This window comes from Knoellia terrae (genome assembly GCF_048606435.1).
Classification (GTDB): domain Bacteria; phylum Actinomycetota; class Actinomycetes; order Actinomycetales; family Dermatophilaceae; genus Knoellia; species Knoellia terrae.
In genome coordinates this window covers 353,268-376,674 of record NZ_JBMBWH010000001.1, presented here as the reverse complement: position 1 = coordinate 376,674, position 23,407 = coordinate 353,268, and the positions used below count along the sequence as shown (strand labels likewise).

The 23,407-nt window shown below is 73.6% G+C and carries 19 protein-coding genes and 1 tRNA gene; 8 read left to right on the top strand and 12 right to left on the bottom strand.

Annotation, left to right across the window (positions count from 1 at the left end; genetic code table 11):
* Positions 1 to 16 precede the first annotated feature (16 nt).
* Positions 17 to 277 (top strand): mycoredoxin, encoded by a 261-nt coding sequence (locus ACOJV9_RS01915; protein WP_420183482.1) that lies wholly within the window; start codon positions 17 to 19, stop codon positions 275 to 277.
* A 12-nt stretch (positions 278 to 289) separates the two neighbouring features.
* Here ACOJV9_RS01915 and nudC read toward each other — a convergent pair whose 3' ends face one another.
* Positions 290 to 1,237, bottom strand: coding sequence for an NAD(+) diphosphatase (gene nudC, locus ACOJV9_RS01910; RefSeq protein WP_420183481.1), 948 nt, complete (start codon positions 1,235 to 1,237; stop codon positions 290 to 292).
* A 40-nt stretch (positions 1,238 to 1,277) separates the two neighbouring features.
* On the opposite strand from nudC, the gene ACOJV9_RS01905 reads away from it, so the two are divergent.
* A complete protein-coding gene (locus ACOJV9_RS01905; protein ID WP_420183480.1) occupies positions 1,278 to 2,756 on the top strand; it encodes a macrolide 2'-phosphotransferase in 1,479 nt (492 codons plus the stop codon).
* Here the strand turns inward: ACOJV9_RS01905 and ACOJV9_RS01900 are convergent.
* The 3 genes from ACOJV9_RS01900 to ACOJV9_RS01890 are packed head-to-tail and all read right to left on the bottom strand — an operon-like array spanning position 2,722 to position 10,459.
* Positions 2,722 to 6,057 carry a UvrD-helicase domain-containing protein gene (locus tag ACOJV9_RS01900; RefSeq protein WP_420183479.1) on the bottom strand — a complete coding sequence of 1,112 codons (3,336 nt, stop codon included), beginning with the start codon at positions 6,055 to 6,057 and terminating at the stop codon, positions 2,722 to 2,724. The genes ACOJV9_RS01905 and ACOJV9_RS01900 overlap by 35 nt on opposite strands.
* A complete protein-coding gene (locus ACOJV9_RS01895; RefSeq protein WP_420183478.1) occupies positions 6,054 to 9,194 on the bottom strand; it encodes an ATP-dependent helicase in 3,141 nt (1,046 codons plus the stop codon). The genes ACOJV9_RS01900 and ACOJV9_RS01895 overlap by 4 nt, the downstream gene beginning before the upstream one ends.
* Positions 9,195 to 9,241: 47 nt before the next feature.
* Complete coding sequence (locus tag ACOJV9_RS01890; RefSeq protein WP_420183477.1) at positions 9,242 to 10,459, bottom strand: ThiF family adenylyltransferase; 1,218 nt, start codon at positions 10,457 to 10,459, stop codon at positions 9,242 to 9,244.
* Between the two features lie 93 nt (positions 10,460 to 10,552).
* On the opposite strand from ACOJV9_RS01890, the gene ACOJV9_RS01885 reads away from it, so the two are divergent.
* The 3 genes from ACOJV9_RS01885 (at position 10,553) to ACOJV9_RS01875 (ending at position 11,936) form a co-directional block, all read left to right on the top strand.
* Positions 10,553 to 11,194 carry a TetR/AcrR family transcriptional regulator gene (locus ACOJV9_RS01885; RefSeq protein ID WP_420183476.1) on the top strand — a complete coding sequence of 214 codons (642 nt, stop codon included), beginning with the start codon at positions 10,553 to 10,555 and terminating at the stop codon, positions 11,192 to 11,194.
* Positions 11,195 to 11,245: 51 nt separating this feature from the next.
* Positions 11,246 to 11,482, top strand: coding sequence for a DUF3107 domain-containing protein (locus ACOJV9_RS01880; RefSeq protein ID WP_420183475.1), 237 nt, complete (start codon positions 11,246 to 11,248; stop codon positions 11,480 to 11,482).
* A gap of 184 nt (positions 11,483 to 11,666) precedes the next feature.
* On the top strand, positions 11,667 to 11,936 hold the full coding sequence (locus ACOJV9_RS01875) for a GlsB/YeaQ/YmgE family stress response membrane protein (protein ID WP_420183474.1): 270 nt from the start codon (positions 11,667 to 11,669) through the stop codon (positions 11,934 to 11,936).
* An 88-nt stretch (positions 11,937 to 12,024) separates the two neighbouring features.
* Here the strand turns inward: ACOJV9_RS01875 and ACOJV9_RS01870 are convergent, their stop codons facing one another.
* Complete coding sequence (locus ACOJV9_RS01870; protein WP_420183473.1) at positions 12,025 to 12,702, bottom strand: ferritin-like fold-containing protein; 678 nt, start codon at positions 12,700 to 12,702, stop codon at positions 12,025 to 12,027.
* Between the two features lie 207 nt (positions 12,703 to 12,909).
* Here ACOJV9_RS01870 and ACOJV9_RS01865 point away from each other — a divergent pair, with 207 nt between their 5' ends.
* A complete protein-coding gene (locus ACOJV9_RS01865; protein WP_420183472.1) occupies positions 12,910 to 14,553 on the top strand; it encodes a DEAD/DEAH box helicase in 1,644 nt (547 codons plus the stop codon).
* Between the two features lie 89 nt (positions 14,554 to 14,642).
* On the opposite strand, the gene ACOJV9_RS01860 is transcribed toward ACOJV9_RS01865, so the two are convergent.
* From ACOJV9_RS01860 to ACOJV9_RS01835, 6 genes are all read right to left on the bottom strand, one after another.
* Positions 14,643 to 15,704: an NAD(P)-dependent alcohol dehydrogenase gene (locus ACOJV9_RS01860; RefSeq protein WP_420183471.1), complete on the bottom strand. Its 1,062-nt coding sequence runs from the start codon at positions 15,702 to 15,704 to the stop codon at positions 14,643 to 14,645.
* Between the two features lie 65 nt (positions 15,705 to 15,769).
* Complete coding sequence (locus tag ACOJV9_RS01855; RefSeq protein ID WP_420183470.1) at positions 15,770 to 16,627, bottom strand: ParA family protein; 858 nt, start codon at positions 16,625 to 16,627, stop codon at positions 15,770 to 15,772.
* 22 nt (positions 16,628 to 16,649) lie between these two features.
* Positions 16,650 to 17,084, bottom strand: a complete 435-nt coding sequence (locus ACOJV9_RS01850; protein ID WP_420183469.1) for a VOC family protein — start codon at positions 17,082 to 17,084, stop codon at positions 16,650 to 16,652.
* Between the two features lie 196 nt (positions 17,085 to 17,280).
* Positions 17,281 to 19,155: a selenocysteine-specific translation elongation factor gene (gene selB, locus ACOJV9_RS01845; RefSeq protein ID WP_420183468.1), complete on the bottom strand. Its 1,875-nt coding sequence runs from the start codon at positions 19,153 to 19,155 to the stop codon at positions 17,281 to 17,283.
* A complete protein-coding gene (selA, locus tag ACOJV9_RS01840; protein ID WP_420183467.1) occupies positions 19,152 to 20,486 on the bottom strand; it encodes an L-seryl-tRNA(Sec) selenium transferase in 1,335 nt (444 codons plus the stop codon). Before selA ends, selB begins: the two co-directional genes overlap by 4 nt.
* Before the next feature lie 44 nt (positions 20,487 to 20,530).
* Positions 20,531 to 20,626 (bottom strand) — tRNA-Sec (locus ACOJV9_RS01835).
* A gap of 37 nt (positions 20,627 to 20,663) precedes the next feature.
* On the opposite strand from ACOJV9_RS01835, the gene selD reads away from it, so the two are divergent.
* The gene (selD, locus tag ACOJV9_RS01830) at positions 20,664 to 21,680 is read left to right on the top strand and encodes a selenide, water dikinase SelD (RefSeq protein WP_420183466.1); all 1,017 of its coding nucleotides are present in this window, start codon (positions 20,664 to 20,666) and stop codon (positions 21,678 to 21,680) included.
* Positions 21,677 to 22,090, top strand: a complete 414-nt coding sequence (locus ACOJV9_RS01825; RefSeq protein ID WP_420183465.1) for a rhodanese-like domain-containing protein — start codon at positions 21,677 to 21,679, stop codon at positions 22,088 to 22,090. The genes selD and ACOJV9_RS01825 overlap by 4 nt, the downstream gene beginning before the upstream one ends.
* A 6-nt stretch (positions 22,091 to 22,096) precedes the next feature.
* On the opposite strand, the gene ACOJV9_RS01820 is transcribed toward ACOJV9_RS01825, so the two are convergent.
* The gene (locus tag ACOJV9_RS01820; RefSeq protein ID WP_420183464.1) at positions 22,097 to 23,401 is read right to left on the bottom strand and encodes an L-lactate MFS transporter; all 1,305 of its coding nucleotides are present in this window, start codon (positions 23,399 to 23,401) and stop codon (positions 22,097 to 22,099) included.
* Positions 23,402 to 23,407: the final 6 nt, after the last annotated feature.

Sequence of the window (23,407 nt, the reverse complement as noted above, 5' to 3'; positions counted from 1 at the left end):
CGTCCACAGGAGCGCCATGAGCACGCACACGCCCGCCCCGGGAACCCTGACGATGTTCTCGACCACCTGGTGCGGCTACTGCCGCCGGCTGAAGTCGCAGCTCGACCGCGAGGGCATCGAGGTGTCCGTCGTCGACATCGAGCGCGACGAGGACGCCGCCGTCTACGTCATGCAGGTCAACGGCGGCAACCAGACCGTCCCCACCGTCGTCTTCCCCGACGGCTCGGCGGCGACCAACCCCTCGATCGCCGACGTCAAGCAGCGCCTCGGCGCCTGAGCCCGCCGCCGGTCAGCCGCGCAGCGTCGCCTCGGCGACGTCGATCTCCTCGCCGTACCAGTGCTCGATGAGCCGACGGGCGATGGAGATGCGGCTCGAGATGCGCAGCGACCCGTCGTCGAGGGCTCGGCGCAGCTCGTCACGGGTGAACCAGCGGGCCGCCTCGATCTCGTCCTCCTGCAGCCGGAGATCGGTCGAGACGGCGCGCGCGGTGAAGCCGACCATGAGGGAGGACGGGAAGGGCCACGGCTGGTCGCCGAGGTAGGTGACGTCGTCCACGACGATGCCCACCTCCTCCTGGACCTCGCGTGCCACGGCCGCGGCGAGGCTCTCGCCCGGCTCGACGAATCCGGCGAGCACCGACATGCCCTGCGCGGCGAAGCCGGTCCCGCGGGCGAGGAGGAGGCGGTCGTCGGCGTCGACCACGGACATGATGACGGCGGGGTCGGTGCGCGGGTAGTGCTCGCTGGCGTCCACCGGACACACCCGGATCCATCCCGCCCGGGCCGGCCGGGTCGGGGAGCCGCACCTCGGGCAGAAGCCGTGGCTGGCGTGCCAGTTGGCCAGGCCGGTCGCCGTGGTGAGGACACCGGCGTCGAGGTCGCCGAGCCGCGCACCGACGGCGCGCAGCCCGCTGCGGGTCGGCTCGTCGTGCGCGGTGTCCACGCCGTCCGCGACCGAGAGCAGGTATGCCGTCCCGCCGACGGTCGCGTCGTGGCCGAGGTAGGCGACGAAGCGGTCGCGGTCGCCGGGCTCCGGCGAGCGGTACCTCAGGCGGACCTCGGAGTCGTCGTCCGGGGCGTCGACCTCGGCGCGGCCGTCGACGAGCTCGAGAACGCGCGTCGCGGGGTCGTCCAGCAGCGCGTCGAGGAGACCGGGCTCGGTACGGAGCTCACTGCGGCGGTCGAGACCGCCACGGGAGAGGGCCAGGGAGGGAAGACTCGCTGCTGCTGTGGCCACGCTTCCCACCCTAGGCGGCGACACGGCATACGGTGAACGCGTGGAACGCACCCCGAGCTTTCTGGCAGCCTTGGCCAGCGCCGCCGTCCCCGGCCTGGACCCGGTGAGCGTCGAGGCGCTGCCCAGCGTGGAGGACCAGGACTACGACGTCGCCTTCGTCCAGGACAGCGAGCACCGCCGGTGGGTGGTCCGGGCGCCGCGCACCGAGGCCGCCGGGGCGCGGATGGACCTCAGCGTGACGCTCCTGCAGATGCTCGCGCGCCGTGTCCCCTTCGCCATCCCGGTCCCGCGGGGTTTCGTCGAGCTCAAGGGCGGCGGGCGCGCGATGGTCTACCCGTTCCTTCCGGGGCACAACCTCGCCTTCGAGGAGCTGCCCGCCGGACCCGGCCCCGCCGCCGACCTCGGGCGCTGCCTGGCGTCGCTGCACAACACCGACGTCCGCCTCTTCGACGAGGCCGGCATGCCCACCTATGACACGGACTCCTACCGCACGCGGCGGCTTGCCGAGCTCGACCGTGCGGCCGAGTCCGGCCGCGTGCCCACGGCCCTGCTCGCGCGCTGGGAGCATGCCCTCGAGGACGTCGGGCTCTGGCGGTTCGCGCCGACGCCCGTCCACGGCGACCTGACCGGGGACCACGTGCTGGCCGTCTTCGAGGACGACTCCGACGCCTCCACCGGCCGCATCCGCGGGGTCACCGGTTGGGAGAACGCCAAGGTGGCCGACCCGGCCGACGACTTCGCGGCCGTCGTCAACGAGTGCGACCCGGCCACCATCGAGACCGTCGCCGAGGCCTACGCCCACGCGCGCGTGGAGCGGCCCGACCCGAACCTGCTCGTCCGCGCCCGGCTGGCCGCCGAGCTGGGCGTCCTCGCCGAGCTGATGCGGGCGGACGCCCGCGGTGACGAGGCTGCGGTCGAGGGGCTCTCCACGCGCCTGCGCCGACTCGACGACGAGGTGCATGCCGAGGACCCCGCCGACGACTACCGCCGCACCTCGCTCACTCCCGTCGCTCTGCGCGCCCGGGCCATGCCCCCTCCCATGGTGGAGGACGACGACGAGGACGACGGCGTGGCCTTCGGCCTCTCGGATCCCGACGACGCCTCCGACGACGGCTCCGACGATGCACCCTCGGTGGACGACAGGTCGGATGACGCTCCGGAGGAGCACCCGACTGTCGCATCCGGTGCACACGTGTGGACCGGCGTACCGGAGGAGGAGGACCACCGGCACAGCGGTGACGGCGACGGCTCCGCCGAGGACCAGTCACCCGAGGAAGAGGTCGCCTGGACGCCTCGCTCGCTGGCACCCGACTCCCCCGCCGTCGTCGAGCTCGCCGAGGACGACGACGACAGCGACGACGCGGCCGCCGCGGACCTGGACAGCGAGCACCGCCCGAGCGAGGGTGCTCGAACCGGGTCCCACGTCGCCGTCCCCGACGCCACGGACGGCGGTGGAACCGAGCACGACGTCGAGGAGGCCGACGTCACCGACCGGGAACGGCAGCGAGAAGAGCGCTGATCTCGGCCGCGCCGACGAGCTCGGGCCAGACCGTCTCGCCGCTCTCGGCGTAGTAGAACGCCCCACGCACCCGCTGGGGATCGATGCCCCGCAGCCGTGCCCAGGCGATCCGGTAGGCCGCCAGCTGGAGTGCGCGGACCCGGGCCACCTCACCGGTGGGCCTGCGCCCGGTCTTCCAGTCGACGATGACCCAGTCCGCGTCCTCGACATCCGCGAAGACGGCGTCGACCCGGCCGCGGATCGCGACGCCGTCGAGCACCGTCTCGAGGGCCGTCTCGATCTCCACGGGTTGGCGCCCTGCCCACGGGCTGGCGAGGAAGCGCTCGCGCATCGCCGGGAGCTCCTCGTCGGTCATCGGGTCCTCGTCGGCACTGCCCGGCAGGTCGAGGATGTCGACGATGGCTGCCCTGGCGTAGTGCTCCTCCACCCAGGCGTGGAACGCGGTGCCGCGGCGAGCGGCAGGCGCGGGAGCCGACGGCATCGGGCGCCGCAGCTCGTCGGTGAAGCGCTCGGGGTCACGCGCCAGGGCGACGAGCGACGAGGTCGACAGGTGCGAGGGGAGCTCGACGACGTCGGCGTGCCGCGCCCGGCGGGCCGCGCGCTCGGCGAGCAGGAGCGCGGTCTCGCGCGCCCAAGGGCCGCCGTCGGGCCCGGGCTCACCCCCGTCGGGAACCGCACCCACCGCGTCGTCCACAGCCCGAGCCGCGGCGGCCGCGCGGGTCCGACGATGGGCCAGGTGGTCGACCGGCCACACGAACTCGGCGCCCTCCGCGCTCCCCGGCTTCACCAGTGGCGACCTGTCCTCGGGTGGCACCGGGAGCTCCTCCCACGGACCGCGCCGGACCGGACGCGGGCCCGTGTCCCCGTCCTCCGGGGTGACGAGGCCGACGACCTCGTCGAGGAAGCGGGAGGTCACCCGAGGCGTCTTCGGCCGGCTCCAGACGCTCGCCGTGAGCAGGAGCGCCTGCCGCGCCCGCGTCACCGCGACATAGGCGAGCCGCCGCTCCTCGGCGACGGCGTGCTCCCCACCGGCCACGGCGAACGCCTCAACCCGGGCCGCGAGGTCGTCCCAGCCGCCGGCGTGCCGCCAGCCGAAGTCCGGGAGTCCGTCGCGGTCACCTCGCAACGCGTAGGGCAGGCCGCCGTCCTGGAGCCCCGCGAGCCACCCCTTGTCCTTGGGCGCCGAGATCCGCCACTGCCCGTCCTTGAAGCTCGGTGAGTGCAGGTTGTGCGCGGGGAACGTGCTCTCGACGAGGGCGGGCACCGCCACGACGTCCCACTCGAGTCCCTTCGCCGCATGGATCGTCATCACCTGCACCGCGTCGGCCGTGGCCTCGGAGTAGCCGCGGTCGAGGCCCCGCTCCTCGTCGATGGCCGCCCTGACCCAGTCGAGGAACCCACCGAGCGTCGCCCGGTCGGCACCGGCGGAGAACTGCGCCGCCACGTCACCGAAGGCGTCGAGGTGGGCCCGCGCGGCCGCAGGGGTGTACTCCGGCCGCGACAGCACCTCGATGTCGAGACCCAGGGCCTTCTCGGCCTCGAGGACGAGGTCGGGCAGGGGCAGGAAGGTCAGGCCGCGCAGCCGGCGCACCGTCGCGGCGAGCCCGGTGAGCCGCTGGTGGGCGAGGTCGGAGAGCCGTTCGCCCTCCGCGCCCACCCAGCCGGCGGTCGGGAGGTCGTCGAGCGCCTCGACGATGCTGGGCGCGTCCGCGGCATCGGGGGCCAGGTCGCGCTCGTGCCGGGCGACGTCGCCACCGCGGCGGCGCTGCTGGTGGCGGGACCATGCGGCGAGGGCGTCGAGGTCGGCGATCCCGAGCCGGGTCATGGGCCCGGTGAGCAGCCGCACGAGGTGGTCGCCCCGGGCCGGGTCCTGCACGACGTGCAGCAGCGCGACGAGGTCCTCCACCTCGGGGGTGAGCAGCAGACCGCCGAGACCGACGACCTCGTGGGGGATGCCGTGCTCCTCGAGGGCCGCGGTGACGGTCGCGAACTCGGCGCGCTTGCGACAGAGCACCGCGGCGCTGACGTCACCGCGGGCCCGTTGGCCGGCGAGCCACCGGGCGACGTGGTCGGCCTCGTCGGCGGCCGTGAGGAGCCGGGCGACCTCGACCGACCCGGCACCGGCGCCGGGTCGGGCAGAGAGTGGTTCGACCGTCACGCGGGAGGTGGCCCGCAGCGGTCGCGCCAGGTGGTTGGCCACGTCGAGGATCGCCGTGTCGTTGCGCCAGCTCGTCGACAGGTCGAGCTTGGTCGCCGGCTCGGGGTCGGCGAACTCGACCGCGAACCGGGTGAGCGTCGTCGCGCTGGCCCCGCGCCAGCCGTAGATCGACTGGTGCGGGTCGCCGACCGCCGTGACGGCACACGACTCCCCCGGCGCGGCATAGAGCGCCTTGAGCAGCGCGAGCTGCGCCTCGGAGGTGTCCTGGAACTCGTCGAGCAGCACGACGCGGTGACGGGCACGCTCGATGGCCCCGATGTCGTCGAAGGACAGGGCCAGCCGAGCCGCCAGGGCCATCTGGTCGGCGAAGTCCATCGCGTCCCGGCTGCGTTTGAGCTGCGCGTAGCGCTTGACGATCGGGACCACGGCGCGGCGCAGCCGCAGGTTGGCCAGCTCCCCGGCAGCCGGGTTGACCTTCTTCTTCGTGTCGCCCCGCTCCAGCAACTCGAGGTGGTCGATGACCTCGTCGAGGTGGGCCGCGACGGCGTCCGGCGTCTGGAGGTGCTCCGCCATCTCACCCGCCAGGTCGACCACCGCCGCAGTCACCGTCGACTCGGCCTTCTCGACCTCGTCCATCGGTCCGTCGTAGCGCACCACCGCCTCGTGGGCGGTCTGCCAGGCGGCGGCCTCCGACAGCAGGCGGGTGTCGGACTCGTAGCCCAGCCGCAGCCCGTGCTCGCGGACGAGCCGGCCGGCATACGAATGGTAGGTCGACACGCTCACTGCTGCCCCCAGGGCCGGCGCGCCGTCGACGGCGGCAGGCGTCCACAGGCCGACGCTGCGCAGCTGGGCCAGGCGGTTGCCGATGCGGTCGGCGAGCTCCGTCGCCGCCTTGCGGGTGAAGGTCAGCCCGAGGACGTCCTCGGGCTCGACGAAGCCGTTGGCGACGAGCCACACGACGCGGGCGGCCATCGTCTCGGTCTTGCCCGAACCGGCCCCGGCGATGACGAGCAGCGGGCGCAGCGGTGCCTCGATGACCGCGGTCTGCTCGGGCGTCGGGCAGTGCGGCAGGCCGATGGCCCTGGCCACCTCCGCAGCCGAGAAGCGCACCGACGCACGGGTGCTCGTCAACGTGGTGCTCACAGCGCCCTCCCCTCGGCCTGCGCCGGGCACGAGCTGCGCACCGGGCAGGTCCGGCAGAGCTCGTCGCTCGGCGTCGCCGTGAACGTGGCGCCGGCCATCGCTTCACCGGTCTCGAGGACGAGCCGGCCGGCCCAGGCCGGGTCCTCGTCGCGCGCCAGCGGCGCCTGGACCTGGATCGTCGTCTTCGTGCCCGCCGCCTTGCCCAGGTGCAGCAGGGCGGCCCCCGCGGACTCGGGTGGCACGTCGAGGTGGCCGAAGGCGCCGGCCTCGACGGCCAGCTGGTAGGCGCCGAGCTGCGCGTGCCGCGGCACGTCGGAGGCGCGGGGCTTGCTCGACCCGGTCTTGTAGTCGAGGACCCGCACGGCGCCGTCGGGCCCGACGTCGAGCCGGTCGACGGTGCCGCTGAGCACCACGCGCCCGAGCTCGACGCGCATCGACTCCTCGGCCGCGAGACGGCGCCATCCCTGGGCGGTGTTCTCGTCGAAGAAGCGCGCGAGCCGGTCGAGCATCCGTCCGGCCTCGCGCCGCTTGACCTCGGTCGACCAGCCGGCGGGCAGCCCCAGCCGTGGCCACCGCTCGGCGAGGGCGCGGCGCATCGTCTCGGCGTCGGCGTCACCCTCGGCCGCGATCTCGTGGATGAGGGTCCCGATGTCGCGCTGGCCGATCATCGGGCCGTCGCCACCGGCCCTGGTGAGGGCCCACTTGAGCTGGCACGAGGAGAACCCGTCGATCGACGACGGCCCCACCCGAACCGGCTGCTCGGGCTCCCGGCGCGGGCGCTCGTCGGAGAGGTCGTGCAGCACCCACCACGAGGCCGGGTCCGCCCCCGGCACGCCGGCTCTCGCCAGCCGCGCGAGCCCCGTGATGGCGCCGCCCCGTCGTCGCGGGTCGTGGGAGACGACGTCGCGCCGCAGGGCGCCGACGAGCGCGGGAAGGGTCAGCGGACGCGACCAGTCGCTGGGTTGGCGCCGGTCCTGCCCCGAGGGCAACGGGTCGACGACCTCGAGGAACGGCGAGGGCTGCTCGTCCTCGCTGCGCACCGCTGTCACGAGCAGGGACCGGGCGGCCCTCGAGACGGCGACGTGGAACAGGCGGGTCTCGTCGTGACGGACCGCTGCCAGGGCGGCCCGGTGCCCGCCGGCCCTGCCCCGCACGACGTCGACGAGGTCCTGCGACCCCAGCAGCGAGCCACGCAGCCGCAGGTCGGGCCAGCTGCCCTCCTGCACCCCGGCCACCACGACGAGCGGCCACTCGCGTCCGGCTGCGGACTGGGGCGTGAGCAGCGAGACCGCGTCCCCGATGGGAGCCCGCGCCGCCAGGGTGTCACCGGGCACGTCCTGGCCGAGGACGTGCTGGAGGAAGGTCTCCGGCGAGGAGCCGGGCAGCCGCTCACCGTGGGTGGCCGCAGCCCTCAGCACCGCGAGGACGGCGTCGAGGTCACGGTCGGCGCGCGCCCCGGCCGCGCCACCCGCGAGCGCCGCCTCCCGCCATGCTCCGGCGAGGCGCGAGGCGTCCCACATCGCCCAGAGGATGCCCTCGGCGCTCGCGCCGGCGGCCCACCTGCCGTCCTCGTCGGCGCAGGCCTCCACCCCGGCCCGGATCATCCGCCCCACCCGTTGCACCGACCGCCCCTCGATGCCGAGCCGGTCGTGGACGGCCGGACGCAGGAGGACCTCCGCGAGGAGCTCGTCACTCGTGCGCGAGCCCCCCGCGTCGAGCTCCTCGCGGCGAAGCGCCCGGCGCAGCCGTCTCAGCTCCACCGGGTCGGCCGCCCCGAGCGGGGACACGAGGACGTCCAGGGCGACGTCGACGGGGACGTCCTCGGTGCGCCCCAGGCCGAGGTCGACGACGACCTGCAGCAGGGCGAGGAGCGGTCGCACCGCGGGCTCGTCGCGCACGGGGAGCTCGGCCTCGGCGGCACCGACGGGAACCCCCGACGACTGCAGCGCTCGGCGCAGTGCCGCGCTGCGAGCCTGCCCCCGGACCACGACCGCCATGTCCGACCACGCCACCCCGTCGAGCAGGTGGGCTGCGCGCAGGCGCGAGGCGACGAAGCCGGCCTCCTGGCTGGCCGACCTCAGCAGGTGGACCTCCACCGACCCACCCTCACCGCAGGGCTCGACCCGGCGGTGCGCACCCCCACCGAGCACACCGATGTGCCCCGCCACGGCGCTGGTCACCCTGAGCAGGTCCTGCGGGAGGCGGTGGCTGCGCGGCAGCACGACGGTCGGTCCGTCGCCGAGAACGACCCAGTCGCGGGCGAGCAGCGTGGGGTCGCCGCCGCGGAAGGTCTGGGTCGCACCGTCGGGGTCGCCGAGGAGCACGACACCCGCCGACGGCGCGACGCGGCGCAGCACCTCCAGCAGGCGCAGGGCCGCAGGCGTCATCTCCTGGGCGTCGTCGACGACCACGAGCCGCAGTCCGGACGTGAGCGCCGCCGCCAGGTCGACCTCCTCCAACGCGCTCGCCGCCGCTCCGAGGATCCACGCCGGGTCGAAGGCGCCGGGTGTCAGCAGCGCCGTCACCTCGTCGTACTCGCGCAGCAGCTCGGCCCCCGCGACCCACTCGTCGTGGCCGTGCTCGACACCCAGGCGCGCCAGCTCGTCCGGCTCCAGCCCGAGCTCGACCGCGCGCATGAGCAGGTCGCGCAGCTCGGCGCGGAAGGCCCTCGTGGGCAGCGCGAGCCGCACCCGCTCGGGCCAGCGCGGACCCGGGGTGTCGCCGGAGGCGTGACCCGCGAGGAGCTCACGCAGGACGACGTCCTGCTCCGGGCCGCTGAGCAGGCGGGGCGGCGGGTCGCCCTCGAGGGCCGCCGCGGCCCGCAGCACCCCGAAGCCGAACGACGCGAACGTCCGGGCCAGCGGCTCGGTCGACGTCCCACCCACCCGCGCCGTGACCTGGTCGCGCAGCCGGGCAGCGGCGCGACGGGACGGCGCCAGGACGAGGCACTGGTCGGGGCGGAGGCCGTCGGCGACGTGCGCGGCCACGAGCTCCACCGCCAAGGTGGACTTGCCGGTGCCCGGAGCCCCGAGTACGCGCAGGACGCCCGTGCCGCGCCAGTCGACGACCGACTGCTGCACGGCGTCGAGGTCAGGTGGCGCGGCCTCGGTCGAGGCGGCTCGTCGCAGGGTCAGCACCCGAGAACTCCATCACGCCGGTCCGACACCGCGCCCGCCACGGCAGGTCAGTAGGTGGGCAGGCTCGGGTCGACGTCGCGCACCCACGCGAGGACGCCTCCGGAGACGTCGACCGCCGGCACCCCACGCCCGCGCAGGATGCGCACCGCCTCGGCGGACCGTGCCCCGGACTTGCAGTGCACGAGGACCGGTATGCCGGTTCCGACCTGTCCGATCGCCTCGCCCTCGCCCGTGCGCACCTGGGCGAGCGGCACGGGCAGGGCGCCGGGGATGACCACCACCTCGCGCTCACCCGGCTCGCGGACATCGACCAGCAGGAAGTCGTCGGCACCGGCGTCACGCTCCCGGAGCCGTCGCGCGAGGACCTCGACGCTGAGCGAGGGCAGGTCCGCCTCGCCCTCGTCGCCCTCGTCGCCGGCGGGAGTGGCCTCGGTCTCGATGCCCACCGGACGCCGCACGTCGGCCGCCTCGCCGCAGACCACGCAGTCCGGGTCAGCGACCACCCGCAGCGTGCTCCACTCCTGGGCCCACGCGTCGTGCAGGAGCAGCCGCCCGACCAGCGGCCTCCCGACGCCGACGACGAGCTTGACGACCTCCTCGGCCATGACCGACCCCACCGCGCCACAGCTCGCGCCGAGCACGCCACCGGTGGAGCACGACGGGACCGCACCCGGCGGTGGAGGCGTGGGGAAGACGCAGCGGTAGCAGGGCCCCTCCCCCGCCCACCAGACGCTGACCTGGGCGTCGTGCTGGTAGACCGACCCCCAGACGTGCGGGACCCCGAGACGGGCGCACGCGTCGCCGACGAGGTAGCGCGTCGGGAAGTTGTCGGCCCCGTCGACGACGACGTCGTGGTCGGCGACGAGACCGAGCACGGTGTCGGCGGTCAGCCGCTGGGTCACGGGCTCCACGTGGATATCGGGGGCGAGCGCCGCCAGCGCGTCGACGGCCGAGTGTGCCTTGGGCCGGCCCACGTCAGCGACCCCGTGGACCACCTGGCGCTGGAGGTTGGTCAGGTCGACGCTGTCGTCGTCGACGACGGTGATGCGGCCGACCCCCGCGGCGGCGAGGTAGAGCAGGATCGGCGACCCGAGGCCACCGGCACCCACGACGAGGACCCGGGCCGCCCGCAGCCGCCGCTGCCCGGTGTCGCCGACCCCCGGGAGGATGAGGTGGCGGGCGTAGCGGGTGCGTTGGTCGGGAGGGAGCGGCGCACCGACGGGAGCGAGCGGCATACGCCCGCGTTGCCCAGAGTCGCCGTCCACCCGTTCACGATACGTCGCGTCGCACGACCCGCCGCGGCCTGTTCCGTAGCATGAGCGGCACCCACCTCAGCGTCACCGCCAGACAGGAACCTGATGGACACCACCCCGCACCGCGGACAGCGGATGCCCCGATCGGAGCGCCGGGCCCAGCTGCTCGAGTCGGCGCAGGCGGTCTTCGTGGACCGCGGCTACCACGCCGCCGCGATGGACGACATCGCCGAGCACGCAGGGGTGTCCAAGCCCGTTCTCTACCAGCACTTCCCGGGCAAGCTCGAGCTCTACCTCGCGCTGCTCGACGCCCACTGCGACACCTTGGTGCGCCTCGTCCGCGAGGCCCTCTCGCGACCCACCGAGGACAACGAGGAGCGGGTGGCCGCGACGACGAGCGCCTACTTCGACTTCGTCTCCCGCGAGGGTGCCGCCTTCCGGATGATCTTCGAGTCCGACCTCACGAGCGTCCCGCAGGTGAGGACCCGGCTCGACAACCTCGAGCTCGCCTGTGCCGAGGCCATCGCCGACGTCATCGCCGTGGACTCCGGCATCCCCGACGACCAGGCCATGCTGCTCGGCGTCGGACTCGCCGGCATGTCGCAGATCACCGCCCGTCACTGGCTGGCGGCGGAGTCCGAGATGTCCCGCGAGGAGGCGACCCGGCTCGCGAGCGCCCTGGCGTGGCGCGGCCTGGGCGGCCTGCCGCGCGTGGGTGGGGAACGATCCGAGCACGCCCAGGGTTAGCCTCATCAGCAATGGTCGCCGGCTCCGTGCCGCGCGCCTTCCCAACGAAAGGTGGACCAGACCGTGGAGGTCAACATCGGCGTGCAGAACGTCGCACGCGAGATCGCCCTCGAGACCGACGCGTCGGCCGACGAGGTCGCCAAGGCCATCGACGCAGCCCTCGCCGAGGGTGGCGTGCTGCGCCTCACCGACACCAAGGGCCGCGCGATCCTCGTGCCCGGTCGGGCTCTCGGCTGGGTCCAGGTCGGCGAGTCCGAGAAGAGCCGGGTCGGCTTCACCCAGATCTGACCGGCCCCACCCCTTGGGGTGAAAAAGAGTCCCTGAACAGGCGTGATACAGGCGGCGTCATCACGGCGATTCGGGCGGCGCGCATGCGCTGTTCGGGCTCCGTTGTGGCATAGGGTCGGGTTGTCAAGGTCCCCAACAGGGTGACGGCACCCGCCCGTGAGGGCGCAGAAAGGAAAGGTTTCCCATGGTCACCACCATCATCGTTACTGTGATTCTCGGAGCGATCATTGGAGCGCTGGCCCGCCTCGTTCTTCCGGGCAAGCAGCACATCTCCACGCTCGTCACGGTCATCCTCGGCATCCTCGGCGCCCTCATCGGCAGCTGGGTCTGGACCGGCCTGCTCGGTGGCGGAGACACCGCCGGGATCGACTGGATCGCCCTGATCATCGGCGTCATCGTCGCCGCCCTGCTCATCGTGGCCTACACCTCGATGACCGGCAGGAAGCGCGTCTGACACCCAGACGCCAGACGCACCACGGCAGCCCCGGTTCTCCTCGTGAGGGCCGGGGCTCTGCCGTGTCCGGGACGTGTCCCGACGTCGGTCAGGGTGTCAGGCCGAGCCGGGTCATCCGCTCGCTGTGCCGGTCGGTGAGCCGGGTGAACATCTGGCCGATCTGCGCGAGGTCGGCCCCGCGACCGATGAGCAGCCCAGAGAGGGCGTCGCGCTCGACGGCGACCGCCTGCCCCTGGCTGAGCGCCTCGCCCAGCAGCCGGCGTCCCCACAGGCTGAGCCGCCCCTTGGCGGTCGGGTCCGTCCGGATGACGTCACGCACGACCCCGACGATGAACTCCCCGGTGCCAGCGTCGTCGAGCGCACGGTCCATCACCTCGCGCGTCTCCTCGTCGACGAACGAGGCCATCTCGCGGTAGAAGTCCTTGGCGATGCCGTCGCCGACGTAGGCCTTGACCAGGCCCTCGACCCAGCTCCTCGGGGCGGTGCGGGTGTGGAACGCCGAGAAGGGGACGACGAACGGCTGCATCGACTCCTCGGCCTCGGCGCCGATCTCGGTGAGCCGGTCGACGAGGAGCTCGTACTGGCGGTACTCCGCCGCGGCGAACCCCACCATCTTCGCCTTGAGGCGCAGCGACGGCGCGAGGTCGGAGTCGGTCGCCATCCGGATGCAGGCGGTCAGCTCGCCGTAGGCGAGCACCCCGAGCAGGTCGACCACGGCGGCCCGGTATGCCGGGTCCTCGAGTCCTGTCGCGGCGTTCGTCTCCATGACGGGCAGCCTAGCCATGGCGCGTGGAGGGACGGACGTCGTCCGCACGGTAGGCTGGACGCGTCCACGGTGCCCGGTCGGCACGATGAGCACGACGACAACCTGTGTGAGGGCCCGAGAAGTCGGACCCCGCCCGAAGAACTCCGATCGGCCCGCCACAGCGGCGAGAAGCCTTCCGCGCGTGACGCCGCCGATCAGAGAGTTCCCATGACCGACAGCCAGACCATGCCCGCTGACCCGCTGAGCGCCGAGGCGATCCCCGACGAGGTCGCCATCGAGGCCACGAAGCAGGCGACCGCGGACGTGCAGACGTTCGCCGACTTCTCCATCCACCCCGACATCGTCGCGGCCCTGGCCGCGCACGGCATCACGACGCCGTTCCCGATCCAGGCCATGACCCTCCCCGTCGCGCTCTCCGGGCACGACATCATCGGGCAGGCCAAGACGGGCACCGGCAAGACCCTCGGCTTCGGCATCCCGCTGCTCAACAAGGTCATCGCCCGTGGCGACGCCGCGTGGGAGGGCTTCGCCCACCAGGGCAAGCCGCAGGCCCTCGCCGTCGCCCCGACCCGTGAGCTCGCCGTGCAGGTCGCCGCCGACCTCGAGCGGGCCGGCAAGACGCGTGGCATCCGCGTGCTCACCGTCTACGGTGGCCGCGCCTACGAGCCGCAGATCGAGGCGCTGACCAAGGGCGTCGAGGTGGTCGTCGGCACGCCCGGCCGCCTCATCGACCTCGCCAAGCAGGGCCACCTCGACCTCTCCCACGCCAAGACCGTCGTGCTCGACGAGGCCGACGAGATGCTCGACCTCGGCTTCCTGCCCGACGTCGAGAAGCTCCTCGCGATGACCTCCCCCGCTCGCCAGACGATGCTCTTCTCGGCGACCATGCCCGGCGCCGTCGTCGCGCTGGCCCGTCGCTACATGACGCAGCCGACCCACATCCGCGCGATGCAGGAGGGCGAGGGCGACACCTCGCAGACCGTCAAGGCCATCACCCAGCACGTCTTCCGGGCGCACGCGATGGACAAGGTCGAGATGCTGGCCCGCATGCTGCAGGCCAACGGCCGCGGCCTGACGATCGTCTTCAGCCGCACCAAGCGCACCGCCGCCAAGGTCGCCGACGAGCTGGCCGACCGCGGCTTCGCGGCCGCCGCCATCCACGGCGACCTCGGTCAGGGAGCCCGTGAGCAGGCGCTGCGCGCGTTCCGCTCCGGCAAGGTCGACGTCCTCGTCGCGACCGACGTCGCCGCCCGCGGGATCGACGTCGAGAACGTCACCCACGTCATCAACTACCAGTGCCCCGAGGACGAGAAGACCTACGTCCACCGCATCGGCCGCACCGGCCGCGCGGGCCAGACCGGCATCGCCGTGACGTTCGTCGACTGGGACGACCTGCACCGCTGGACGATGATCAACAAGGCGCTCGACCTCGGGATCCCGGACCCCGAGGAGACCTACTCCTCGTCCGACCACTTCTACGTGCAGATGGACATCCCGCGCGGCTCCAAGGGCCGCCTGGCCAAGTCCGAGCAGACCCGCGCCGGACTCGACGCGGAGACCCTCGAGGACCTCGGCGAGACCGGCAAGTCCGGTGGCCGCCGTCCCACCGGCGGGCGCGGCCCGCGTGACGGCGGCTCCCGCGGGGGCTCGCGCGACGGCGCTCGTGGCGGGCGCGACGGAGGGGCCCGTGAGGGTGGCTCCCGTGACGGTGGACGTGGACGCGGCGGCGAGAGCCGCACGAGCACCCCGGCACCCCGCGCCGAGGGTGGCGCGCCGGGAGGTGACGCCCCGGCCCGCAACCGCAGCCGTCGGCGCACCCGTGGCGGCAAGCCGGCCGGCTCGACGGACTGACCCGCGCGGACGGCATACGCCGTCCTGCGAGAACGACGAAGCGGCCCCCACCTCGACAGAGGTGGGGGCCGCTTCTCGTGACGCTGCGGTCAGGCGGAGGGGATCGTCGCGGTGTCGATGACGTAGCGGTAGCGCACCTTGCCCGCCACGACCTCGTCGTATGCCGCGTCGATGGTCGTCGTGTCGCTCGCGTCGAGGCGCTCGATCGTGGCGCCGATGCCGTGCTCGGCACAGAAGTCGAGCATCTCCTGGGTCTCGTCGATGCCGCCGATGTTGCTGCCGGACAGCGACTTGTTGCCGATGATGAGGCTGCCGGGCTTGACCGAGAAGTTGCTGGGCGGCAGGCCGACGTTGACGAGCGCGCCGTTCGGGCGCAGCAGGCGCAGGTAGGCCTCCATGTCGAGGTCGGCGCTCACCGTGTTGAGGACGAGGTCGAAGCTGCCCCGGGCCTCGCGCATGGCGGCCCGGTCGCTCGTCGCGATGTGCGTCGTCGCGCCGAGGGCCTTGGCGTCGTCGGCCTTGTCGGCCGAGCGCGAGAGGGTGGTGACCTCGGCGCCCATGGCGGCGGCGAGCTTGACGCCCATGTGGCCCAGGCCGCCGACGCCGACGACGGCCACCTTGCGGCCGGGGCCTGCGCCCCAGCGCTTGAGCGGCGAGTAGGACGTGATGCCGGCGCACAGGAGCGGGGCGGCCTCGTCGAGCTCGATGCCCTCGGGCACCCGGAGGACCATGCGCTCGGTGACGACGATCTGCTGGCTGTAGCCGCCCGCGGCCCACTCGCCGTCGTAGTTCCTGGCGTTGTAGGTGCCGACCGACCCCTTGAGGCAGAACTGCTCCTGGCCGTTCTTGCAGTTCTCGCACTCCGCGCAGGAGTCGACGAGGCAGCCGACGCCGACGCGGTCGCCGACGGCGAACTTCGTCACCCCGTCACCGACGGCGCTGACGGTCCCGGCGATCTCGTGACCCGTGACGATGGGGTAGTGCGCGGCACCCCACTCGTCCCGCACGGTGTGGATGTCGCTGTGGCAGATGCCGGCGAAGGCGATGTCGATGCGGACGTCGTCGTCGCGCAGGTCCCGGCGTTCGATCTGGACCGCCTCGAAGGGAGCGGAGGCAGCGGGCACGGACAGTGCGTTGGTGGTGGTGGGCATGGCTCCACGGTAACCCCGCGGGACGTCCGTCCGGACCCGCGAGATCCGGTGTGGAACGGTCGCGGCTAGAGCTGCGGCAGGAGGGACGCCGCGACGTCGCGGTAGGCGCGGGCCCCCTTCGAGGTGCGCGAGGTCGTGAGGATGGACCGGCCGACCGCGGGCGCCTCGGCGAACCTCACGGTGCGCGGGATCGGCGGGGAGAGAACCGGCAGGCCGTAGCGCTCGCCGACGTCCGAGAGGACCTCCTGCGCGTGGTTGCTGCGGCCGTCGAAGAGGGTGGGGAGGATGCCGACGACCTTGAGCTTCTTGTTGAGGAACTTCTTCACGTCGGCGACGGTGTCGAGCAGCTGCCCGACACCGCGGTGGCTCAGCATCTCGCACGGCATGGGGATGATGAGCCCGTTCGCCGCGGTCAGGGCGTTGAGGGTGAGCACCCCCAGGCTGGGTGAGCAGTCGATGAGCACGATGTCGTAGTCCCTGCGCGCGCTCTCGAGGGCGGTCTGGAGGACGTACTCGCGCGCCGGCCGGCCGAGGAGCACGGCCTCGGTGCCCGCGAGGTCGATCGAGCTGGGGACGAGGTGCACCCCGTCCTCGCACTCCACGACGACGTCCGCGAGCGCGGCCTGGCCGAGGAGGACGTGGTGGATCGACTCCTCCACCGCGTCGGGGTCCACCCCGAGGCTGAACGTCAGGCAGGCCTGGGCGTCGAGGTCGACGAGGAGCACCCGCTTGCCCAGTTCGGCGAACGCCGCACCGAGCGAGGCGACCGACGTGGTCTTGGCGACACCACCCTTCTGGTTGGCGACGGCGAGGATCGTGGCGCCGGCGGGGCGCTTGCGTGGGGGCACGGGGAGGTCCTTGAACGAGGTGAGGTATGCCGGCCCACGCAAAGCGTGGGACCCGCGCCCCAGTCTCTCAGGCACCTCCCCTCGAGCCGACCACCCCTCAGGTGGTGTCGGACACGGGCGGCAGGACGGACTGCCCGATCGGCCCGGGGTTGAACGCCACCTCCCAGCGGAAGCCGTCGGGGTCGGCGAAGTAGCCGGTGTAGCCGCCCCAGTCGCGCTCGACGGCGTCGGAGACGGATGTCGCGCCCGCGGCCCGGGCGCCGTCGAGGACGGTGTCGACCTCGGACGGGGTGGCGACGTTGTGAGCGAGGGTGATCGGGAGGAGGCCGGTGGTGTCGGCCAGTGGGCCGACCTCGGCCTCGAAGTGGGCGCGGTCCCAGAGCGAGAGCACGAGGAGGGGTCCGGCCCGGAACATGAGGACCTCGCCCTCGACCTCGAGCTCCGGCACCCACCCCAGCCCGTCCACGTAGAAGCGCCGGCTGGCGGCGAGGTTCGCCACCCCGAGGGTGACGAAGGAGATGCGCTGGTCCACCCCGGCCTCAGTCCGCGGTGGCGGCGTGGAGGGCATGGACCGACTCGGCGTCGCGAGCGGTGAAGGGCAGGGGTGACTCGCGGTCGAGCAGGTCCGCACAGGTGGCTCCGACGTGGTCCACGGTCATGACCTCATCGTGGCACCGATGCCCGACAGGGGGTGGGCCCCGACCAGGGCAGTGGACGATGCCGCCGGCTCAGCGGACGACGGTGCGCAGCTGCCCGTCGAGGCGTCGCGTCCAGCCCCGGGCGTCGAGGTGCTCCAGCAGCGGCACGGCGACGCGGCGAGTCGTCCCCAACGCCTGTCGCGCGGCGCTCAGGGTGAACGGCTGCCCGAGAGAGGACAGGACCCGCATCGCCCTGGCCGGACCGTCCGGCAGCAGGACGACGTCGTCGTCCAGCCGCAGGAGGCGTCCGGTGCGCTGGGCCGCAGCGAGCTCGCGCGGCCCCAGGCCGAGCTCGCAGAGGCGGTCACGGTCCGGCGCGTCGAAGGGCGCCTCGCGCAGCGCCGTCTCGACCTGGACGACCGCGCGCTCGGCCGGGCCGAGGTCGAGCGCGTCGACACCCGTGGCGCGAACCCTCCCCTCCTGGACGACCAGGCCCGCCGAGCCGGCGACCCGGCGGAGGAGCTCCGCCCCGGGGGCCGACAGCCCGGCCGCCACCGTTCCGCCGTCCTCGACCGCTCGCAGGTGGTCGGGCAGCCGGAGCCGGTGCAGCGCCTCGGCCGTCGTCAGTCCTGCGCTCAGCGGGGAGGCGGCGTGGTGGGCCTCGACGGCCTCCCGCAGCCGGGTGGACCACTCGGCGAGCACCGACGCGTCGAACCACCACTCCCCCACCCGGACCCCCTCGACCGGGTCCGGCAGACCCAGTCGGCGCAGCAGCACCGGGTGGTCACCGCCGCGCCCGACGAGCCGCACGTCGGCCGGGGTGCGGTCGGACTCGAGCTCCCGGCCGCGCTGCGCCGCGGCTCCGCGGCGGCGCAGCGGCAGCGGCTCGACGTCGAGCACCCGCACCGCCCAGAGTCGGCGGCTGCCCGGGTCGCGCAGGATCGCCCGGTCACCGACCCGCCACGGCAGCGCATGGTCAGCGGTGAGGCGTGCATGGTGCGCGCCGAGGGGACGCACGCCCACGGCGGCGTCGGCCGAGCCGACGTGCAGGACGGCCGATCGCGGGGGCGGCGGAACCGACCGTGCCGCCGCCCGGGCCGACGACCACGGGGCGTCCTCGTCCGGGCCGACCTCGGCGAGCTCGACGTCCACCACCGGGCCGAGGGCGAAGGACCCGGGCGTCACCAGGACCGCGGACCGGGTGAGCATGCCGGACTCGACCCGGCGCAGGTTGACCGCCACCCGGGAGACCGGCCCGACGTGCTCGTGCGGGAGGTCCTGGCTGTGCAGCCCACGGACGGTGACGTCGCGGGCCCGACCGTGGTCGAGCAGGGTGAGGTGGTCACCGACCCGCAGGGTGCCCGAGCCGAGGGTGCCGGTGACGACCGTGCCCGCGCCGGCGATCGAGAACGACCGGTCCGTCCACAGTCGCACCGGTCCGTCGTCGTCGGGTGCCGGCAGGCGCTGGGTGAGCTGTTCCAGCGCCGTGACGAGCCCGTCCAGACCTGCTCCGGTCGTGGCGGACACCCGGACGGTGTCGACGTCCAGCCCGGCCTCGCGCAGGCGCCGCGACGCCTCCGCCGCAACCTCCTCCTGCCGGTGCTCCTCGGCGAGGTCGCACCGGGTGAGCACGAGGACCCCGTCGCGGATGCCCAGGGCCCGCACGGCGGCGAGGTGCTCGGTGCTCTGTGCCTGCCAGCCCTGGTCCGCCGCGACGACGAAGACGACGGCCGGCGTGGGGCCGAGCCCGGCGAGCATCGTGCCGACGAACCGCTGGTGGCCCGGGACGTCGACGAACGCCACCTCGTTCCCACCGGGCAGGGTGGTCCAGGCGAACCCGAGCTCGATCGTCAGCCCCCGTGCCCTCTCCTCGCCCAGCCGGTCCGGGTCGCGTCCGGTCAGGGCCCGCACCAGGGTCGACTTGCCGTGGTCGACGTGGCCGGCGGTCGCGAGGACCCACCTCATGGTGACGATGACCCGCCCGTCGCGGCGAGCGCCGCGCGCACGGCGCGTTCGACGTCGGCGTCCCGGTCCGACGGGACGCAGCGCAGGTCGACCAGACCACGACCGTCCTCGACCCTGGCCAGCACCACGGGCACGTCGTCCGCCGGGATCCGCAGCCGTGCGACCACGGCGACGGGCACCTCCACCGCCCACCCGGGCAGGGGGACCCCGGGGGCACCCCCGCCGCCGACCCTTCCGACCACGGCGACGACCTCACGGCCGAGCGCCGCGGCGAGACGGTCCGTGCGGGGGCGAACCTGGTCCGCGGTGAGGTGGAGCGCGGAGGCCACCGGCGTCACGGGCCCGCGCAGCGTCGCCTCCAGTGCGGCGAGCGTCAGCTTGTCGACCCGCAGGGCCCGGGCCAGCGGGTGCCGTCGCAGCCGCTCGACCGCCTCTGCCCGGCCCAGGACCAGCCCGGCCTGCGGGCCACCCAGCAGCTTGTCGCCGCTCGCCGTGACGAGGGTAGCGCCGGCCCGCAGCGACGTCGTGGCGTCCGGCTCCTCGGGGAGCACGGCGTCGTGGGTGAGCAGACCGGAGCCGATGTCGGCGACCAGGGGCACGACCGACCCGTCGGGCCGTCGCGCGTCGCGCAGCTCCTCGAGGCCGACGGAGGCGACGAAGCCGTCGACCCGGAAGTTGCTGGGGTGCACCTTGAGGATGCAGCCGGTGTCCGGGCCGACCGCGTCGAGATAGTCCCCGACATGGGTGCGGTTCGTGGTCCCCACCTCGCGCAGGCGGGCTCCCGTGGAGGCGATGAGGTCCGGCAGCCGGAAGCCGTCGCCGATCTCGACCATCTCGCCGCGGGAGACGACCACCTCGCGGCCGGCCGCCAGTGCCGTGGTGGCGAGGACGAGGGCGGCGGCGCCGTTGTTGACGACGAGGGCGGCCTCCGCCTCGGGGACCGCCTCACGGAGGGCAGCCACCGCCCCCGCTCCCCGGCGTCCGCGCTCACCCGTCCGGAGGTCCAGCTCCACGTCGACATGACCCGACGCGTCGGCGACCGCCCTGAGCGCGGCCGGGGACAGCGGCGCGCGACCGATGTTGGTGTGGACCACGACTCCGGTCGCGTTGAGCAGCGGGGTCAACGAGGACGCGCGCACCGGCAGCGTCGAGACGGCGTCCTCGAGCACGTCGGCCGGGCGGATCTCCCCGCGCCTGGCCCGCCCCTGCGCGGAGACGACCGCGTGCCTCACCACGTCGTGACCGAGGTGCTGCGCCGCCGCGAGCAGCCGAGCCTCGCCGAGGAGGACGTCGGTGCGTGGGATGGCGCGGCGGGGATCGGCCTCGCTCACCGCAGCCTCCCTTCGTCCGACAAGGGGATGGGTCCCCCGACGTGTGGCGGAGACGGACGGGAATCGAACCCGCCAGACCGAGATGCTCGGTCTCACCGGTGTTGAAGACCGGGGGGCCCACCAGGAACCCAGACGCCTCCGCCACACAGCCTAGACACGTGGCTAGGCTCGGTGCGCATGGAGGTCCGACGCCTGACCCAGTTCGCGCGCGGTGGCGGCTGCGCGTGCAAGATCCCGGCCGGTGAGCTCGAGCAGCTGGTCGCCGGGCTGCACCTGGGGCGGAGCTCGCCGTCCTCGGCCGTCGCGGAGGTGCTGGTCGGGCTGGACGACGGCGACGACGCCGCCGTGGTGCAGGTCCGGGACGGGCTGGCGATCGTCTCCACCGCCGACTTCTTCACCCCGGTGGTCGACGACGCCTACGACTGGGGCCGGATCGCGGCGGCGAACGCCCTCTCCGACGTCTACGCCATGGGCGGCTCGCCGGTCATGGCGATCAACCTCGTGGCGTGGCCCCGTGAGCTGCTGCCCATGGAGCTGCTGCGCGAGGTGCTCAGGGGCGGGCTGGACGTGGCGAGCGCGGCCGGCTGTCCCGTGATCGGGGGTCACAGCATCGACGGCCCGGAGCCCGTCTACGGCATGGCGGTGACGGGGACGGCCGACCCGGAGCGCTTGATGCGCAACGACGCCGCCGAGGCCGGGCTCCCGATCAGCCTCACCAAGCCACTCGGGCTGGGAGTGCTCAACAACCGCCACAAGGCCACGGGACAGCGGAGCGAGGAGGCCGTCGCTGTGATGACCACGCTCAACCGCGACGCCTCGCGAGCCGCCCTCGAGGCCGGCGTCCGGGCCGCGACCGACGTCACGGGCTTCGGGCTCCTCGGGCACCTGTTCAAGATGGGTCGTGCATCGGGTGTCGCAGCCCGCATCGAGGCCCGTTCGGTGCCCTACGTCGAGGAGGCCCGCGCGGCGTTGGCGGACGGCCACGTGCCCGGTGGCTCCCGTCGCAACCTCGACTGGGTGCGGCCGCACCTGGCGGTCGCTGCCGGGGTGGACGAGGACGAGCTGGTCCTGCTCGCCGACGCGCAGACGTCCGGTGGGCTGCTCGTCGTGGGCGAGGTTCCCGGGTTCCCGGTCGTCGGCGAGACCGTGCCGGCGGGCTCGCTCGGCGAGGGCGTCGTGGTCGCGGTGGCATGAGCGAGCGGGCTGCGTCACCGTCGAGGGTCTCCGCCGCCCTCGAGCAGGCGCGGCGGGACCTCGGTCGGCTCACCGCGGGCGAGGCTGTCGAGGCGCAGCGCCGCGGAGCACTGCTCGTCGACACCCGCACCCCGGTCCAGCGCCGGCGCCAGGGGGAGCTGCCCGGTGCGGTGGTCATCGACCGGACCGTCCTCGAGTGGCGTCTCGACCCGACGTCACCGCACCGCATCCCGGAGGCACGTCCGGGGACACCCGTGGTCCTGGTGTGCCGTCAGGGCTACAGCTCGTCGTTCGCCGCCGAGTCCCTCCGCCGTCTCGGGGTGGACGCGACCGACGTCGTCGGTGGCGTGGAGGCGTGGCAGTCGGCCGGACTGTCACTGGGTGACGGTCCGGCCGACGTGCGCGAGTGAGGTCCCTCAGGGACGAGCGGCGTCCACCTTCTTGGGCGGTCGCGCGATGAGCGGCAGCGCGGCGCCGATGAGGGCGATGAGGCCCACGACCGTGAAGCCGCGGGTGTACGCCTCGTCCTCGCCGATGAGGCCCGAGATGAGGAGAGGGCCGACGATGCCACCGATGGACCAGCCCACGAGCATGAGGCCGTAGATCGCGCCCGCGTGCTTCACCCCGAAGAAGTCGCCCGCCGTGGACGGCATGGTCCCGAAGCCTCCGCCGTAGCAGGTGTAGACGAGCGCGCAGAGGACGTAGAACGCCACGGCGCTGCCTGCGTGCGGGATGGCCAGCAGGGCGAGACCCTGGAGCGCGAGAATTCCGACGAAGGCGGGCCGGCGACCGATCCGGTCCGAGACTGCCGCCCACAGGATTCGCCCGCCACCGTTGAACAGGCCCATGACCCCCACGAGCGTGGCCGCACCAGCGGCACTGAAGCCGGCGACGTCGGTCGCCGTGCCCGCCGCGACCGAGATGAGGGAGATTCCCGCGGTGACCGAGATGGTGAGGATGAACATGAGGATGTACCACTGCGGCGTGCGCAACGCCTCCTGCGGGGTGAAGTCGCGGCCTGCAGCGTTGGCCTTCGTGGTCTTGGCCGGGTCGGCCCCGCCCTTGGCGGCCACCGTGTAGCCCTCCGGCGGGTTGCGGAAGACCGAGGCACCGAGGAGCCCAGCGACGAGGTAGGCCATCCCGAGCCAGAGGAACACCTTCGTGGGGTAGCGCTGGTAGTCGGCGCTGCCCGCGATCATCCCCTGCGCGACCGGTGAGGTGATGACCGCGCCGAACCCGAAGCCGCCCACGGCGATGCCGGTGATGAGCCCGCGCTTGTCGGGAAACCACTTCTGCAGCATCGCGATCGGCACGATGTAGGCGAGGCCGAGCCCGAACCCTCCGAGGATGCCGTAGCCGAGGGTGAGCAGCCACAGGTCACCGGCGTCGCGGGCGAGGCTGGCCAGCATGATCCCGATCGAGTAGATCGTCACGCCGACGAGGGCCACGACGCGTGGACCACGCCGGTCCTGGATGCGGCCGCCCAGGAAGGCTCCGATGAAGATCATGCCGATGGCGACCGTGAACGGGATGGTGGACTGCACCTTGCTCAGCTCGAGGGCCGACGGTTCGGCCTGGATCGCCTTGCTGAAGGTGCTCCACGCGTAGACCGCGCCGATGGCGAGCTGGACGAGGACGCCTCCGGCGAGGACGAGCCAGCGGTTCCCGGTGCCGGTGGCCAGACCCTCCCCCTCGTGCTCGCGCGTGCGTGTGGTGCTCATGCGGCC